Origin of the sequence: Pseudomonas sp. NPDC089422 (assembly GCF_044749405.1) — a bacterium.
Taxonomy (GTDB): Bacteria; Pseudomonadota; Gammaproteobacteria; order Pseudomonadales; family Pseudomonadaceae; genus Aquipseudomonas.
On sequence record NZ_JBIVHW010000027.1, the window covers coordinates 1 to 16,404 of the forward strand.

The 16,404-nt window shown below is 63.5% G+C and carries 5 protein-coding genes and 1 rRNA gene; 3 read left to right on the plus strand and 3 right to left on the minus strand.

The annotated features are described in order from the left end of the window. Positions 1 to 154: 154 nt before the first annotated feature. A 5S ribosomal RNA gene (gene rrf, locus ACIPZ8_RS27775) occupies positions 155 to 270 on the plus strand. Positions 271 to 347: 77 nt separating this feature from the next. On the opposite strand, the gene ACIPZ8_RS27780 is transcribed toward rrf, so the two are convergent. Then, the gene (locus ACIPZ8_RS27780; RefSeq protein WP_400730311.1) at positions 348 to 1,037 is read right to left on the minus strand and encodes a GntR family transcriptional regulator; all 690 of its coding nucleotides are present in this window, start codon (positions 1,035 to 1,037) and stop codon (positions 348 to 350) included. A gap of 272 nt (positions 1,038 to 1,309) precedes the next feature. On the opposite strand from ACIPZ8_RS27780, the gene lapG reads away from it, so the two are divergent. Continuing rightward, complete coding sequence (gene lapG, locus ACIPZ8_RS27785; protein ID WP_400730314.1) at positions 1,310 to 2,002, plus strand: cysteine protease LapG; 693 nt, start codon at positions 1,310 to 1,312, stop codon at positions 2,000 to 2,002. Positions 2,003 to 2,012: 10 nt separating this feature from the next. Continuing rightward, a complete protein-coding gene (gene lapD, locus ACIPZ8_RS27790; RefSeq protein WP_400730317.1) occupies positions 2,013 to 3,956 on the plus strand; it encodes a cyclic di-GMP receptor LapD in 1,944 nt (647 codons plus the stop codon). A 2-nt stretch (positions 3,957 to 3,958) separates the two neighbouring features. On the opposite strand, the gene ACIPZ8_RS27795 is transcribed toward lapD, so the two are convergent. Together ACIPZ8_RS27795 and ACIPZ8_RS27800 are read right to left on the minus strand one after the other, a co-directional pair. Further along, positions 3,959 to 4,300 (minus strand): tryptophan synthase subunit beta, encoded by a 342-nt coding sequence (locus tag ACIPZ8_RS27795; RefSeq protein WP_400730320.1) that lies wholly within the window; start codon positions 4,298 to 4,300, stop codon positions 3,959 to 3,961. An 80-nt stretch (positions 4,301 to 4,380) separates the two neighbouring features. Then, a partial coding sequence (locus tag ACIPZ8_RS27800; protein ID WP_400730322.1) for an immunoglobulin-like domain-containing protein occupies positions 4,381 to 16,404 on the minus strand: 12,024 nt, incomplete at its 5' end.

The window sequence follows — 16,404 nt, forward strand, 5'->3', positions numbered from 1 at the left end:
TGGTAGTGTGGGGTTTCCCCATGTGAGAGTAGGTCATCGTCAAGATTCATTTCGCAAAACCCCTATCTGCACATGCAGGTAGGGGTTTTGTCTTTAAGTAGGAACTACAGAGATTCGCAGGCACGTCACAGCGACGGGCCAGCACACAGAATTTCTTGACGACCATAGAGCATTGGAACCACCTGATCCCATCCCGAACTCAGCAGTGAAACGATGCATCGCCGATGGTAGTGTGGGGTTTCCCCATGTGAGAGTAGGTCATCGTCAAGATTCAAACAAAAAGCCCCTGTCTGCGTTGCAGACAGGGGCTTTTTCTTTTCAGCTGCTATAACACCTTGGCGTGAGCGCTAGCGGGCGAGTTGTTTGTCCAGGTAGTTTCTGATCACTCGCGATCCATTGTTCAGGTGCTGTTCCAGCACCCTTACCGCCTCCTCGACCTGTTTGTCAGCGGCAGCATCGACCAGGGCGTTATGGTCGTCCTGGGTGAGCTTGCCCAGCCCCATGGACGACAGATGGAAGCGCAGGAAGCGTTCTTCCTCGTTCAACTCGTTCTCGATCAGGCGCAGCAGTTTCTGGTTGGATGCCTTGCCATAGAGCGCCATGTGGAACAGCCGATTGAGACGGCCGATTTCCGCATGGCTGGTTTCGTTCTCCAGTTGCTCGATGTAACCACGGGCGCTGGCGATGTCATCGGCATCGAGCAGCGGGATCGACTGACGCAGCGCCTCGCTCTCGAGGAGCACGCGCAATGCATAGGTGTCGACTGCGTCTTCGCCAATCAACGGCGCAACCACCGCGCCTTTGTGCATTTCCACCTTCAGCAGCGATTGCGCCTCCAGTTGGCGCAGCGCCTCGCGCACCGGCATGCGGCTGACGCCATACAGGTCGGCGATTTCCTGTTGGCGCACGGCGGTGCCAGGTGGCAGGCGGCCATCAAGAATGGCGCTGCGCAGGCGTTCTTCAATGACGCCACGGGCCAGGTGTGCCGGCAGCTGTTCACTGGCCAGCACGTTACTGAGTTTGATTTTCTCGGCCAAGCGAAGTGTGCCTCGACGACAAAAAGTTGGATCCAATGACACTAGTGACAGGCAAGGGGGCTTGTCAAACCTGCGCCCGCGACAGAGCGAGCGGGCCAAGCTCACAATAATGGTGGATGAGTTTTCCCGGCAAAGGAAGCGACACACACTAAGCGCTAACAATAAAGTTATAGCCAGCCGACCATCGGCTACTGGCTTGCGCGGTGCCATTGTCTTTTAAGTGGCCAGGCCGCACCATCGCTGCTCTGGACTGATCTGAACAGGGCTTCGCAGTGGCGATAACCTGGTTGCTCAAAACCACCGTGCGCCGCGCCTGCCTTGCGCTGCTGTTTGGCAGCCTGTTGCTGGGCGGCCTGCATGCGGATTGGGATTTCGCCGAGATCAGCCGCAAGTCCCAGGCCCTGTACGGCCCGCTAGGGGCTGGCAAGCCCCGCATCGATGCCTGGCAGAACCTGATGGCGACGCACAGCCAAGGCACCGAGGTGCAGCGCCTGCAGGTGGTCAACCTGTTCTTCAACCAGCAGCTGCGTTATGTCGAAGACATCGACCTATGGCATGAAGTCGACTACTGGGCCACGCCAATCCAGGCCTTGATCAAGGGCGCCGGCGACTGCGAAGACTACGCTATCGCCAAGTACTTCAGCCTGCGCCGAATGGGTATTCCCGCCGAGAAACTGCGCATTACCTATGTCAAAGCCTTGCGCCAGAACCGTGCGCACATGGTCCTGACCTATTATTCATCCCCACAGGCTCAGCCGTTGGTGCTCGACAGCCTGATGGACGCGATCAAGCCGGCCAGCCAACGCACCGACCTGCTGCCGGTCTACGCCTTCAATGGCGAAGGCTTGTGGCTGACCGGCGCCGCAGGCAACAAGAAGGTCGGCGATACCAAGCGCCTGTCACGCTGGCAGGACGTGTTGAAGAAAATGCAGGCCGAAGGGTTCCCGGCCGAACCGGTCTACTGAAGGAGCGCAGATGTCACTGTTCAAACAACTGCTGTTGGCCATTTGTCTGTTCCTGGTAGTCGCCTTCACGGGCAGCTTCATGGTCAGCCTGGAGAGCTCGCGTAGTCAGTACGTCAACCAGCTGCGCTCGCACGCCCAGGACGCTGCCACCGCGTTGGCATTGTCACTGACACCTGATATCGATGACCCGGCCATGGTAGAGCTGATGGTCAGCTCGATCTTCGACAGTGGTTACTATGCCAGCATCAAAGTCATCGACCTGGGCTCCAACGCCGTGCTGGTGGAGCGCCACGCCGAGCCGGACCCAGGTGGCGTGCCTGCCTGGTTCATCCACCTGATCGGCCTGGAGGCGGCTGGCGGCGATGCCATCGTCAGCCGGGGCTGGCAGCAGGCCGCGCGAGTCGAGGTGATCAGCCACCCCATGTTCGCCATCGGCAAGCTCTGGCAGAGTGCTCTGGGCAGCCTGGGCTGGCTGCTGCTTTGCGGAGCCGCGAGCGCGGCGCTGGGCGCCTTGCTGCTGCGCCGCCAACTGCGCCCGCTGGACGCGATGGTTGAACAGTCCTACGCGATTGCCCGGCGCGAGTTTCTCAATCTGCCGGTGCCGCGCACGCCAGAGCTGCGCCGGGTAGTGCAGGCAATGAACCAGATGGTCGATAAGCTCAAGGCGCTGTTCAGCGAGCAGGCTGAGCGCAGTGAGCGGCTGCGTGCCGAGTCCTATCAGGACAGCCTGACCGGGCTGTCCAACCGGCGTTACTTCGAGATGCAGCTCAACGCCCGCGTCAGCAACATGGAGGAGGCCCGTGCCGGCTACCTGCTGTTGCTACGAGTGCAGGGGCTCGCAGGGCTCAATGCGCGCCTCGGCGGTCAGCGTACCGACCAGTTGCTGCAAGCGGTGGGTGAGCAGCTCAAGCGCACCTGCGCCACGTTCCCAGAGACGAACGACCTGATCTCCCGCAGCCGTGGCGGCGAGTTTGCTGTCCTGGCGCCAGGTATGGTCCACGAAGATGCTGTGCGGCTTGCCCAGGCCCTTGAGGCGGCGCTGCAGAGCCTGCACGATACCGGTGCCAGCGATATCTCCCCGGTCGCCTGCATTGGCCTGGCGCCGTTCAGCCCGGGTGATCCGCCGCAGGCGCTGCTCAAGCTGGCTGACGAGGCTTTGGCACTTGCCGAAAATCAGCCGACACCGGGTTGGGTATGCCTGGAGCAGGGCGCCGCTGCTGTTGCTGGCGACAGCCAGCACGCGTGGCATACGCGCCTGGATGAGGCATTCGTCAATGGTCGCTTCGAACTGTTCTTCCAGCCGGTGGTGCAGACCCAGGCCGCTCAGCGGGTGCTTCACTACAAGGTGATCTCGCGGCTGCTCGACGAGCAGGGCGAGGCCTTGCCCGCCGGCCGCTTCCTGCCCTGGCTGGAGCGTTTTGGCTGGATGTCGCGGCTGGACCTGCTGGTACTGGAAAAAGCGCTCGCGCACCTGCGCAGCCATGACCAGGTGCTGGCCCTGAACCTGTCTGCCGCAACCCTGGCCGACCCGAAGGCGCTGCAACGGGTCTATGAACTGCTGAGCCAGAACATGGCACTGGGCGCACGCTTGATCTTCGAGATCGGCGAGGAGCAGCTGCCGGAGCAGGCTGTGCTGGAACAGTTGACCCGGCGCTTGCGCGGGCTCGGTTTCGGCCTGGCCCTGCAGCGCTTTGGTGGCCGCTTCAGCATGATCGGCAACCTGGCGCATCTGGGCCTGGCGTATCTGAAGATCGATGGCAGCTACATCCGCAACATCGACCATGAGCAACACAAGCGGCTGTTCATCGAAGCCATCCAGCGTGCAGCCCACAGCATCGACCTGCCATTGATCGCCGAACGGGTCGAGACCGAAGGCGAGCGGCAGGTGCTGCAGGAAATGGGCATCGAAGGCATCCAGGGCCAGCTGTCTGGGGAGCCCGCGCCCTGGCGCTGATCTCAGATCAACCCGCCTTCCTCCTCTTCTTCGATCAGGTTGTTCAGGCTGCCCAGCGCCTTGCGCGCCGTCGAGCGGTTGAGCAGCTTGGCCTGAGCCCCGGCGGGCAGGTCGGTGATGCTGATCACGCCCTTGGTGGTCAGCACCTCGATCAGGTCTTCGAGCACGCGGATCATGTCCAGGTCGCTCTGCTTGAGTTGCTTGAGGCTGTTCTCGACGACATCGTCGGCAAACCACTCCTGTATTTCCGCATGGTCGGCGGGCAGGATTTCCGTGTACTCGGCGTAGGGCGCGGCTTCCACCCGCGCCAACTGCCCCTCGCCGTCGCGTTGCACATAGAACATGGCATCCATCCTCGTCACGTTGAGTCCTCAGGGTAGGTTCTGGCGCAGCATAGGCAACTTTGCCTTGCTGCGCCTGCCAGTCAGCTGTTGTTGTTGTCGATCTTGATGGTCGGGTCGGCGCCGCTGATCAGCGAGTTGATCGTGGTGTTCGACCAGTTCACCCCCTCCAGCTTGATCGACACGTCGGCATTGGCCAGCCCGCCGGCTGCATTGAGCTTGCCTTCGGTACTGATCTGCAGGGTCGACTCGCCGCCCACGGTGGTGATCTTCAGGTAGTTGTCGATGGTGGTGCCGCGTTCACCCTGCAGCAGGTCGGTAAGGTCGAGGCGGTCACCTTCGCTCAGCTTGAAGTCCTTGATCACGTCCTGGCCGATGTCGCCGGCTTTCCACGCGAAAGTATCGGCGCCGGCGCCACCGCTGAGGATGTCGTTGCCCTTGCCACCGATCAGCGTATCGTTGCCGGCCCCGCCGAACAGCAGGTCGTTGCCTTCGCCACCGAGCAAGGTGTCGTTGCCGGTGCCGCCGAGCAGGATGTCATTGCCCTTGCCGCCATCGATGTAGTCGTTGCCACCCTGGCCAAAGATGATGTCGTTGCCGCCCCCACCCATCAAGGTGTCGGCGCCGTCGTTGGTGCGCGACAGGTCGAAGTCTGTGTAATGCTCGCTGATGTACTGGTGCATCACCTTGGCATCCACCAGGCTCGCATCCACGCCCATCTTTGTCGCGACGAAGGCCTGGACGGCCTCGATGCCGCTGCCGGGTATCGAGTCGAAGCTCACCAGGTCGCCGAAGATGATGTCGTGGCCATCACCGCCGTTGATCGTGTCGGCGCCAGCGATGGTCTGGTCGGTGTGGCCGAGAATGGCATCGGTGATCTTGCTCGGGTCGACGTTGACCTGCGGTACACCATCGCTGTCGAAAGGTTTCAGGTCGGTGGTGCTGATGCCTGTACCGACGCCAATGGTTTCGACCGACGACAGCGCCGAGAGCAGCGCGAAGCTGGAGGTCGCGTTGCTCAAGGTGTCGCTGGAGGTGCTGCTGCCGGTGCCGGCCAGTTTCGACAGCTCGTAGCCGCCATTGCCTTCGGCGTGGATCAGACCGGTGGTCACGGCGCTCCACTTGTAGCTCAGGCTCAGCAGGTCGTAGCTGCGGGTTTCGGCGGTGAGCTTGCCGGTGGCATCGATCGACACCCGGTTGCTGGTGTCGAGTTGGTAGTTGGTCAGGGTGTCGCCCATCTTGTAGCTGATGTTGGTCAGCAGCGTGTCGAGCTTGACCGAGCTGTTGGCCAGGGCCGGGTTGGTCTGCTCGCCGGTCTGGTAGTAGGTCGGCTGGCCGTCGGTGAGGAAGTAGGTCTGGTTGGTGCCGGTGACGCCGGCATTCTTAAGGTTCTGGAACCAGTTGGCCGTGGTCTTGAATGCATCCTCGTAGTTGGTGCCGCCGTCCGCGCTCATGCCGCTCAGGGCATTGAGCAGGGTCTTGAGGCCGGCATCGTTGAGGGTGACCGCGACGGTGCTCTTGACCTGCGTGGCGAAGTCCACCAGCAGCACGTTCACCGTGCCGACCCCGGTGGCCTTGGCCTCCGCCAGCAACGCCTGGAACGTGGTTGCCAGCGACGTCTTGGTTGCCTCGATGCCGGTGCTGCTCATGCTGCCTGAAGTGTCGACGATGAAGGCGAGGTTGTAGTTGGTGCCGGCGGCCATGTGCAGGCCGGCGCTGTCGGCGATGATGATGTCGTCGCCGTAGGTGCCGGTTGTGCTGTCGCTGGCGGTGGTCAGCTGGGAGGTGGTGTAGGTGTCCGGGTACACCGTGACCTTGAGCGTGCCTTCGGTGGTGGCAAAGCTGCCGCCGACCGACTCGGTGGACGTCGAGGTGACCTTCACGTCGAACTGGCCGCTGTAGTAGGACGGCGTCTTGATCGTCAGGCTGCTCAAGGTCCAGCCGCTGACGTCGACCGCCGTGGTGCCCACGATGGCGCTATGCCCGGCGCTGTCGCTGATCACCGAGCCGGCCGGGATGCCACCCAGCTTGACGCTCAGGGCCTCGGAGCCGTCCGTGTCGGTCAGGCTGCTGCTGATGCCCACCAGCTTGACGCTGCCATTTTCCGGCCCTTCGTTGAGTTTGTAGCCATCGTAGTAGCCCTGGCCGCTGCTGCCGTGCAGGTCGGACAGCGTGACGCCGGCGTTGGCCAGGGCGGTGACGTTCGGGTACATCGCGATGCTGGTGCTGTTGAAGTCACCGACCGCGCCGCTGCCAACCTTGATGTTGACGTCGTAGCTGCCTGGGCCCGACTGGTTGGCGTGGTAGATCTCCAGGGTGTAATAGCCACTGGTGGTGGGCGTGTAGGTGCCCGAGACGGCTCCCGAGCCAGAGCCCCAGGTGGCGGTGACCACGGTCTTGCCGCCGATGTTCACCAGCAGGCTGTCGTCGGCAGTGCCGCTGAAGGTATAGGTCTTGCCGGCTTCCAGGTACACCAGGCCGGACGTCTTCGACCCGCTCTGGGCCGCAACGCTGGCGTCGGATTGCACATTGGTGGTGGTCTCGGACTTGGTAGCGGTGCCCGAGTTGGTGAACACCGTCTTCAGTGCATCGCCGGTAATGCCATTGCCGTTGGTGCCCAGGCCGGTGAGGGTGGTCCAGGTTTCCTTGGTCAGGCCCAGCGAGTTGACGCTATTGCTGCCGATGGACAGGGTCGGCGCGTCGGCGACCGGAGTGATGTCCACTTTCAGCGTGGTTTCGCTGCCTGGGGTGATGCCGTCGGTGGGCTTGAACTTGATCTGCGCGTAGTCGGCCTGGTTGTTGCCCATGCCGGTGCCGCCGTAGCCGTCGACGCCCGACTGGTTGGCCAGCGGCAAGAACTTGAGCTTGCCGGCGGCGATGTCGGCCTGGCTCACGGTCTGGTTGAGCGTCACGTTCACCCAGGCGCTGCCGTTGTTGTACTGCAGGGTACCAAGGGTCGGCAGCTGGGTGATGGTGACGCCCAGGCTCGAGCTCGGGCTGTCGACGTCGGTGACGTTGAAGTTGCTCCAGTTCAGCACCAGCGCGGTGTCTTCGACACCGATGACGACGCCACCGCTGGACACAGGGGCATCATTGACCGCCACCACATTGACCGTGGTTGTCGCCGTGTTCGACACATTGACCCCGTCGGTGACCGTGACCGTGATGATCCGCGGCGTGGTGCTCGGGTCTTCGCTGGTGTTGACGAAGGTGATGTTCTTGATCGCCTGCATGTAGTCGGCCAGCGAGGCGTTGCCGGTCAGGGTCAGCACCACCTTGCCGGCAGTCACGCTGGAGGTGATGGTGATGCCGTTGACGCTGCTGCCCAGGTTCAGCGCATCGCCGGCCTGGGCGTTGGTCAGGGTGACGGTGGCGCCGGCCATCTGCGGGCTGTCGAAGTCGGTGATGGAGATGTCCAGGTCACTGATCGAGTTGCCGCTGCCGTTTTCGGTGAAGGTGGTCTGGAAATCTGCGCCCGTCTTGGCGCTGGAATCGTTGGCGTCCAGGTCCAGCACTGGCGCGGGTTCGAACAGTTGGGTGGTAATGCTGCCCGCAGTGTTGCTGACCACCAGGCCCTCGAAGTTGCCGCCGGTGGCCGAGTCGATCTTGATGGTGAAGGTCTCGGTGCCCTCGGTGATGTTGTCCTTGATGGTCGGGATACTGAAGGTCGCCGTGTTGCTGTTGGCCTTGATGGTCACGCTGGCCACGCCGGTGTAGTCGACGCCGTTGGTGGCGGTGCCGCTGTAGCTCAACTTGACCACCACGTCGGTTTGAGGCGGGTTGCTCAGGGTCAGGGTGTAGGTGGCGGTGCTGCCCTCGGCCACCGTGGCCGAACCGGTGATGCCGAGGGTGGTGTTGTTCAGCGTGTCGGTGATGGCGGTGACTGCTGGCGCCATGTTCACTACCAGGCTTTCGAAGTTGCCGCCGGTGGCGTTGGTGATGGTGGTGCTGACCGTGGTGGCGTCGATGTAGACGTCGTCGACCGGCGCTGCCACGGTGACGCTGGCGGAGGACTGGTTGGCACCGATGATGATGGTCTGGCCGTTGCTCAAGGTTACGGTCACTGCGGTCTGCGCCGGGTTGGTCAGGGTCGCGGTGTAGACGATCTGGCCGCCCTCGGCCACGGTGGGTGTGGCGGTCAGGGTGACGGTGGTGGTATCCGTTACATCGCTGACACTGGTGCTGAGCACGGCCTTGTTGGCCACCAAGTTCTCGTAGCTGCCGCCGGAAACGCTGCTGATGCTGTTGGTGACGGCCGCATGCCCTTGATAGACATCATTGGTAACCGAGCCGGTGGCGGTGCCGCTGCTCTGGCCGACCGGAATGGTGATGGTCTGGCCGTTGGTCAGGGTCACGACCACCGGAGTGACGGTGACCGGCGCGCTGACGGTGGCGGTGTAGAGAATCGTGCCGCCCTCGGCCACTGTCGGCGTGGCGGTCAGGGTCACCGTAGTGGTGTCCTGCACATCGGTGACGCTGGTGCTGACCTGGGTCTTGTCGGCCACCAGGTTCTCGTAGCTGCCGCCGGACACGTTGGTGATGCTATTGGTCACCGGCGCATGGCCCAGGTACACGTCGTTGGTCACGCTGCCGGTGGCGGTGCCGACGCTCTGGCCGACCGGGATGGTAATGGTCTGTCCGTTGGCCAGGGTCACCACCACGGCGCTGCCGGTAACGGGGGCGCCGACGGTGGCGGTGTAGGTGATGGTGCCGCCCTCTGCCACGCTTGGTGTGGCGGTGAGGGTGACGGTGGTGGTGTCCTGCACATCGGTGACGGTAGTGCTGACCGCTGTCTTGTTGGCCACCAGGTTCTCGTAGTTGCCGCCGCTGACGGCAGTGATGCTGTTGGTCACCGGCGCATGGCCCAGATAGACGTCATTGGTGACGGTACCCGTGGCCGTGCCGGATGTTTGCCCGACGGCAATGGTGATGGTCTGGCCGTTGGCCAGGGTTACCAGCACCGGGCTGCCGGTGACCGCTGCGGTGACGGTGGCGGTGTAGACGATGGTGCCGCCTTCGGCCACAGACGGCGTGGCGGCGAGGGTCACGGTCGAGGTATCGACGGTATCGGTGACGCTGGTCACCGCTGGTGTGCTGTTGATCGTCAGGTTCTCGAAGTTGCCACCCGAGGCATTGGTAATGCTGGCGCTGACCTGGCCGGCATCGAGATAGGGGTTATCGCCATGGGTGGCAACGTTGACGCTGCCGGAGGACTGGTTGGCAGCGATGGTAATGGTCTGGCCGTTGCTCAGGGTCACTGTCACCGGGGACTGCGCGGCATTGGTCAGGGTCGCGGTGTACACGATCTGGCCACCCTCGGCCACGCTTGGTGTTGCCGACAGTGAAACCGTGGTGGTGTCCTGCACGTCGGTGACGCTGGTGCTGACTTGGGTCTTGTCCGCGACCAGATTCTCGTAGTTGCCGCCGCTGACGTTGGAGATGCTGTTGGTGACGGCGGCATGGCCCTGATAAACATCGTTGCTCACGGCTCCGGTGGTGGTGCCGGAACTCTGGCCGACCGGGATGGTGATGGTCTGCCCATTGGCCAGGTTCACCACGACCGGGCTGCCGGTGACGGGTGCCCCCACGCTTGCGGTGTAAGTGATGATGCCGCCTTCGGCCACCGATGGCGTGGCGGTCAAGGTGACGGTGGTGGTGTCCTGGACATCGGTCACTGTGGTGCTGACCGCCGTCTTGTTCGCCACCAGGTTTTCATAGTTGCCACCACTGACGGCGGTGATGTTGTTGGTGACCGGGGCGTGTCCTTGGTAGACGTCGTTGGAGACTGCTGCCGTGGCGGTCCCCGAACTTTGCCCGACCGGAATGGTGATGGTCTGCCCGTTGGCCAAGGTCACCACCACGGCAGAGCCCGTGACCGGTGCAGTCACCGTGGCGGTGTAGACGATGGTCCCGCCTTCGGCTACCGATGGCGTGGCGGTCAGGCTCACGGTCGAGGTGTCGACGGTATCGGTGATATTGGTCACCGCTGGCGTACTGCTGATCGCCAGCTTCTCGAAGTTGCCACCCGAGGCGCTGGTGATGCTGGCGCTGACTTGGCCGGCATCGAGGTAGGGGTTATCGCCATGGGTGGCGACGTTGATGCTACCGGAGGTCTGGTTGGCGGCGATGGTGATGGTCTGACCATTGCTCAGGGTGACCGTCACCGGAGACTGCGCGGCATTGGTCAGGGTCGCGGTGTAGACGATCTGGCCGCCTTCAGCGACGGTCTGCGTGGCCGACAGCGAGACGGTGGTGGTGTCCTGCACGTCGGTGACGGTGGTGCTGACCGTGGCGGTGTTGGCGACCAGATTCTCGTAGTTACCGCCACTGATGGCCGTGATGTTATTGGTGACCGGTCCATGGCCCTGGTAGACATCGTTCGTCACAGCGCCGGTGGCGGTGCCGGAGCTCTGGCCGACGGCAATGGTGATGGTCTGACCATTGGCCAGGCTGACCACCACCGGGCTGCCGGTCACAGGTGCACCCACACTGGCCGTGTAGGTGATGGTGCCGCCTTCGGCTACGGACGGTGTGGCGGTGAGGGTAACGGTAGTGGTGTCCTGGACATCGGTCACCGTGGTGCTGACCTGGGTCTTGTCCGCGACCAGGTTTTCATAGTTGCCACCACTGACGGCGGTGATGTTGTTGGTGACCGGGGCGTGTCCCTGGTAGACGTCGTTGGAGACTGCTGCCGTGGCAGTTCCCGAACTTTGCCCGACCGGAATGGTGATGGTCTGCCCGTTGGCCAGGGTCACCACCACCGCAGAGCCAGTAACGGGTGCAGTCACCGTGGCGGTGTAGACGATGGTCCCTCCCTCGGCCACCGATGGTGTGGCGGTCAGGCTGACGGTCGAGGTGTCGACAGTATCCGTGACGTTGCTCACCGCTGGCGTACTGTTGATCGCCAGGTTCTCGAAGTTGCCACCTGAGGCGCCGGTGATGCGCGCGCTGACCTGCCCGGCGTCGATGTATGGGTTGTCGCCGTGCGTGGCGAAAGCGACGCTGCCCGTGGTCTGGTTGGAAGCGATGGTGATGGTCTGACCATTGCTCAGGGTGACCGTCACCGGAGACTGCGCGGCATTGGTCAGGGTTGCGGTGTACACGATCTGGCCGCCTTCGGCCACACTTGGCGTCCCTGACAGCGAGACGGTAGTAGTGTCCTGTACATCCGTGACCGTGGTGCTGACCTGGGTCTTATCCGCGACCAGGTTCTCGTAGTTGCCGCCGGCGACGTTGCTGATGCTATTGGTGACGGCGGCGTGGCCCTGGTAGACGTCGTTGCTCACAGCACCAGTGGCGGTGCCGGAACTTTGCCCGACCGGGATGCTGATGGTTTGGCCGTTGGCCAAGGTCACCACTACAGGACTACCGGTAACGGCTGCGCTGACAGTCGCGGTGTAGAGGATGGTCCCGCCTTCTGCCACGGATGGGGTGGCGGTCAGGCTGACGGTCGAGGTGTCGACGGTGTCGGTGACGCTGGTCACCGCTGGTGTGCTGTTGACCGCCAGGTTCTCGAAGTTGCCACCCGAGGCGCTGGTAATGCGCGCGCTGACCTGGCCGGCGTCAAGGTAGGGGTTGTCGCCGTGCGTGGCGACGGCGACGCTGCCGGAGGTCTGGTTGGCAGCGATGGTGATGGTCTGGCCGTTGCTCAGGGTGACGGTCACCGGAGACTGCGCGGCATTGGTCAGGGTCGCGGTGTAAACGATCTGGCCGCCTTCGGCCACGCTTGGCGTCGCTGACAGCGAGACGGTAGTAGTGTCCTGTACATCCGTGACCGTGGTGCTGACCTGAGTCTTGTCCGCGACCAGGTTCTCGTAATTGCCGCCGGACACGTTGCTGATGCTGTTGCTGACGGCCGGATGGCCTTGGTAGACGTCGTTGCTGACGCCGGCGGTGGCGGTGCCGGAACTCTGCCCGACCGGGATGGTGATGGTCTGCCCATTGGCCAGGGTCACCACCACGGCAGAGCCGGTGACCGGAGCGGTCACGGTGGCGGTGTAGACGATGGTCCCGCCTTCGGCTACGGATGGTGTGGCCGTCAGGGTGACTGCGGTGGTGTCGGTCACATCCGTAACGCTGGTACTGACCTGAGATTTGTCTGCGACCAGATTTTCGTAGTTGCCGCCGGACACATTGCTGATGCTGTTGCTGACCGCCGGATGGCCCTGATAGACGTCGTTGGAGACCGCGGCGGTGGCGGTGCCAGAACTCTGCCCGACCGGGATGGTGATGGTCTGCCCATTGGCCAGGGTCACCACCACGGCAGAGCCGGTGACCGGCGCCGTCACGGTGGCGGTGTAGACGATGATGCCACCTTCGGCCACCGATGGCGTGGCGGTCAGGGTGACGGTCGAGGTGTCGACGGTATCCGTGACGTTGGTCACCGCTGGCGTACTGCTGATCGCCAGGTTTTCGAAGTTGCCACCTGAGGCGCCGGTGATGCGCGCGCTGACCTGGCCGGCGTCGAGGTAAGGGTTATCGCCGTGCGTGGCGACGGCGATGCTGCCGGAGGTTTGGTTGGCGGCGATGGTGATGGTCTGACCATTACTCAGTGTCACAGTCACTGGCGACTGCGCGGCATTGGTCAGGGTCGCGGTGTAGAGGATCTGGCCGCCTTCAGCGACGGTCTGCGTGGCCGACAGCGAGACGGTAGTGGTGTCCTGCACGTCGGTGACGCTGGTGCTGACCTGCGTCTTATCCGCCACCAGGTTCTCGTAATTGCCGCCGGAGACATTGCTGATGCTGTTGCTGACGGCGGGATGGCCCTGGTAGATGTCGTTGGAGACCGCGGCCGTGGCAGTCCCCGAACTCTGCCCGACCGGAATGGTGATGGTCTGCCCGTTGGCCAGGGTCACCACCACGGCAGAGCCGGTGACCGGAGCGGTCACGGTGGCGGTGTAGACGATGGTCCCGCCTTCTGCCACGGATGGGGTGGCGGTCAGGCTGACGGTCGAGGTGTCGACGGTATCCGTGACACTGGTCACCGCTGGCGTACTGTTGATCGCCAGGTTTTCGAAGTTGCCGCCCGAGGCGTCGGTAATGCGCGTGCTGACCTGGCCGGCATCAAGGTAGGGGTTGTCGCCGTGCGTGGCGAAAGCGACGCTGCCGGAGGTCTGGTTGGCGGCGATGGTGATGGTCTGGCCATTGCTCAGGGTGACGGTCACTGGCGACTGTGCGGCATTGTTCAGGGTTGCGGTGTACACGATCTGGCCACCCTCGGCCACACTCGGCGTTGCCGACAGCGACACGGTGGTGGTGTCCTGTACATCGGTAACGCTGGTGCTGACGGTTGTCTGGTTGGCAACCAGGTTTTCATAGTTGCCGCCTGTGACGGTCGAGATGCTGTTGGTGACGGCGGCATGGCCTTGATAGACATCGTTGCTCGCGTCGCCGGTGGCTGTGCCTGAGCTCTGCCCCACGGCAATGGTGATGGTTTGCCCGTTCGCCAAGTTGACGATCACCGGGCTGCCAGTCACAGGAGCGCCCACGGTCGCGGTGTAGAGGATAGTCCCACCTTCGGCCACGGACGGCGTGGCGCTCAGTGTCACCGTGGTGGTGTCCTGCACGTCCGTGATGGTAGTGCTGACCTGGGTCTTGTCCGCGACCAGGTTCTCGTAGTTGCCGCCGGCGACGTTGCTGATGCTGTTGGTGACGGGCGCATGCCCCTGGTAGACGTCGTTGGAGACTGCGGCCGTGGCGGTGCCCGAGCTTTGCCCGACCGGAATGGTGATGATCTGCCCATTGGTCAGGGTCACCACCACGGCAGAGCCGGTGACCGGTGCAGTCACCGTGGCGGTGTAGACGATGGTCCCGCCCTCGGCCACCGATGGCGTGGCGGTCAGGCTGACGGTCGAGGTGTCGACGGTATCCGTGACGTTGGTCACCGCTGGCGTACTGTTGATCGCCAGGTTTTCGAAGTTGCCGCCCGAGGCGTCGGTAATGCGCGTGCTGACCTGGGTGGCATCAAGGTACGGGTTATCGCCGTGCGTGGCGAAAGCGACGCTGCCGGAGATCTGGTTGGCGGCGATGGTGATGGTCTGGCCGTTGCTCAGGGTGACCGTCACTGGCGACTGTGCGGCGTTGGTCAGGGTCGCGGTGTAAACGATCTGGCCGCCCTCGGCCACGCTCGGCGTTGCCGACAGCGAGACGGTAGTGGTGTCCTGCGCGTCGGTGACGCTGGTGCTGACCTGCGTTTTGTCCGCCACCAGGTTCTCGTAATTGCCGCCGGTGACGTTGCTGATGCTGTTGCTGACCGCCGGATGGCCCTGGTAGACGTCGTTGCTGACGGCGGTGGTTGCGGTCCCCGAATTTTGCCCGATCGGAATGGTAATGGTCTGGCCATTGGTCAGGGTGACCACGACCGGGTTGTCGGTGACGGGTGTACCGACTGTCGCGGTGTAGATGATGGTGCCGCCCTCGGCCACGGATGGTGTAGCCGTCAAAGTGACGGTGGTCGTGTCGGTTATATCGGTGACCGTGGTGCTGACTTGGGACTTGTCCGCGGCCAGGTTCTCGTAATTGCCACCGCTGACGTTGGCGATGCTGTTGGTGACGGGGGCATGGCCCTGATACACGTCATTGCTCACGACGCCGGTGGCGGTGCCGGAACTCTGGCCGACCGGAATCGTGATGGTCTGCCCGTTCGCCAGGTTGACGATCACCGGGCTGCCGGTCACCGGGGCGTCCACGGTAGCGGTGTAGACGATGGTGCCACCCTCGGTCACGGATGGGGTGGCGGTCAGGGTGACGGTGGTGGTGTCCTGCACATCGGTGACCGTGGTACTGACCTGGGATTTGTCTGCGACCAGATTCTCGTAATTGCCGCCGGTCACATTGCTGATGCTGTTGCTGACTGCCGGATGGCCTAGGTAGACGTCGTTGCTGACGCCGGCGGTGGCGGTGCCGGAACTCTGCCCGACCGGGATGGTGATGGTCTGCCCATTGGCCAGGGTCACCACCACGGCAGAGCCGGTGACCGGCGCCGTCACGGTGGCGGTGTAGACGATGGTCCCGCCTTCGGCCACCGATGGTGTGGCAGTCAGGCTCACGGTCGAGGTGTCGACGGTGTCGGTGACGCTGGTCACCGCTGGTGTGCTGTTGACCGCCAGGTTTTCGAAGTTTCCACCCGAGGCGCCGGTGATGCGCGCGCTGACCTGCCCGGCGTCGAGGTACGGGTTATCGCCGTGCGTGGCGAAAGCGACGCTGCCGGAGGTCTGGTTGGCGGCGATGGTGATAGTCTGGCCGTTGCTCAGGGTGACGGTCACCGGCGACTGCGCGGCGTTGGTCAGGGTCGCGGTGTAGACGATCTGGCCGCCTTCAGCGACGGTCTGGGTGGCCGACAGCGAGACGGTGGTGGTGTCCTGCACGTCGGTGACGCTGGTGCTGACGGGTGCCTGATTGGCGATCAGGTTCTCGTAGTTGCCACCACTGACGCTGGAGATGTTGTTGGTGACCGCCGCGTGCCCCTGATAGACATCGTTGCTCGCGGCACCGGTGGCTGTGCCTGAGCTCTGCCCCACGGCAATGGTGATGGTTTGCCCGTTCGCCAGGTTGACGATTACCGGGCTGCCGGTAACCGGGGCGTCCACGGTAGCGGTGTAGAGGATGGTGCCGCCTTCTGCCACGGACGGCGTGGCCGTCAGGGTGACGGTGGTGGTGTCCTGGACATCGGTGACGGTAGTGCTGACTGCTGTCTTGTCGGCCACCAGGCTTTCATAGTTGCCACCCGAGACATTGCTGATGCTGTTGCTGACGGCGGGATGACCCTGGTAGACGTCGTTGGAGGCCGCAGCCGTGGCGGTGCCGGAACTCTGCCCGACTGGGATGGTGATGCTCTGGCCGTTGGCCAGGGTCACTACGACGGCAGAGCCGGTGACTGGAGCGGTCACGGTGGCGGTGTAGATGATGGTCCCGCCTTCGGCCACGGATGGGGTGGCGGTCAGGCTCACGGTCGAGGTGTCGACGGTGTCGGTGACGCTGGTCACCGCTGGTGTACTGTTGATCGCCAGATTCTCGAAGTTGCCGCCCGAGGCGTCGGTAATGCGCGTGCTGACCTGGCCGGCATCGAGGTAGGGGTTGTCGCCGTGCGTGGCGAAAGCGACGCTGCC

Excerpts from the sequence above, each read along its gene's own strand:
- lapD (WP_400730317.1), top strand. The coding sequence starts at position 2,013 with ATGTCACTGTTCAAACAACTGCTGTTGGCCATTTGTCTGTTCCTGGTA.
- ACIPZ8_RS27795 (WP_400730320.1), bottom strand. The coding sequence starts at position 4,300 with ATGTTCTATGTGCAACGCGACGGCGAGGGGCAGTTGGCGCGGGTGGAA.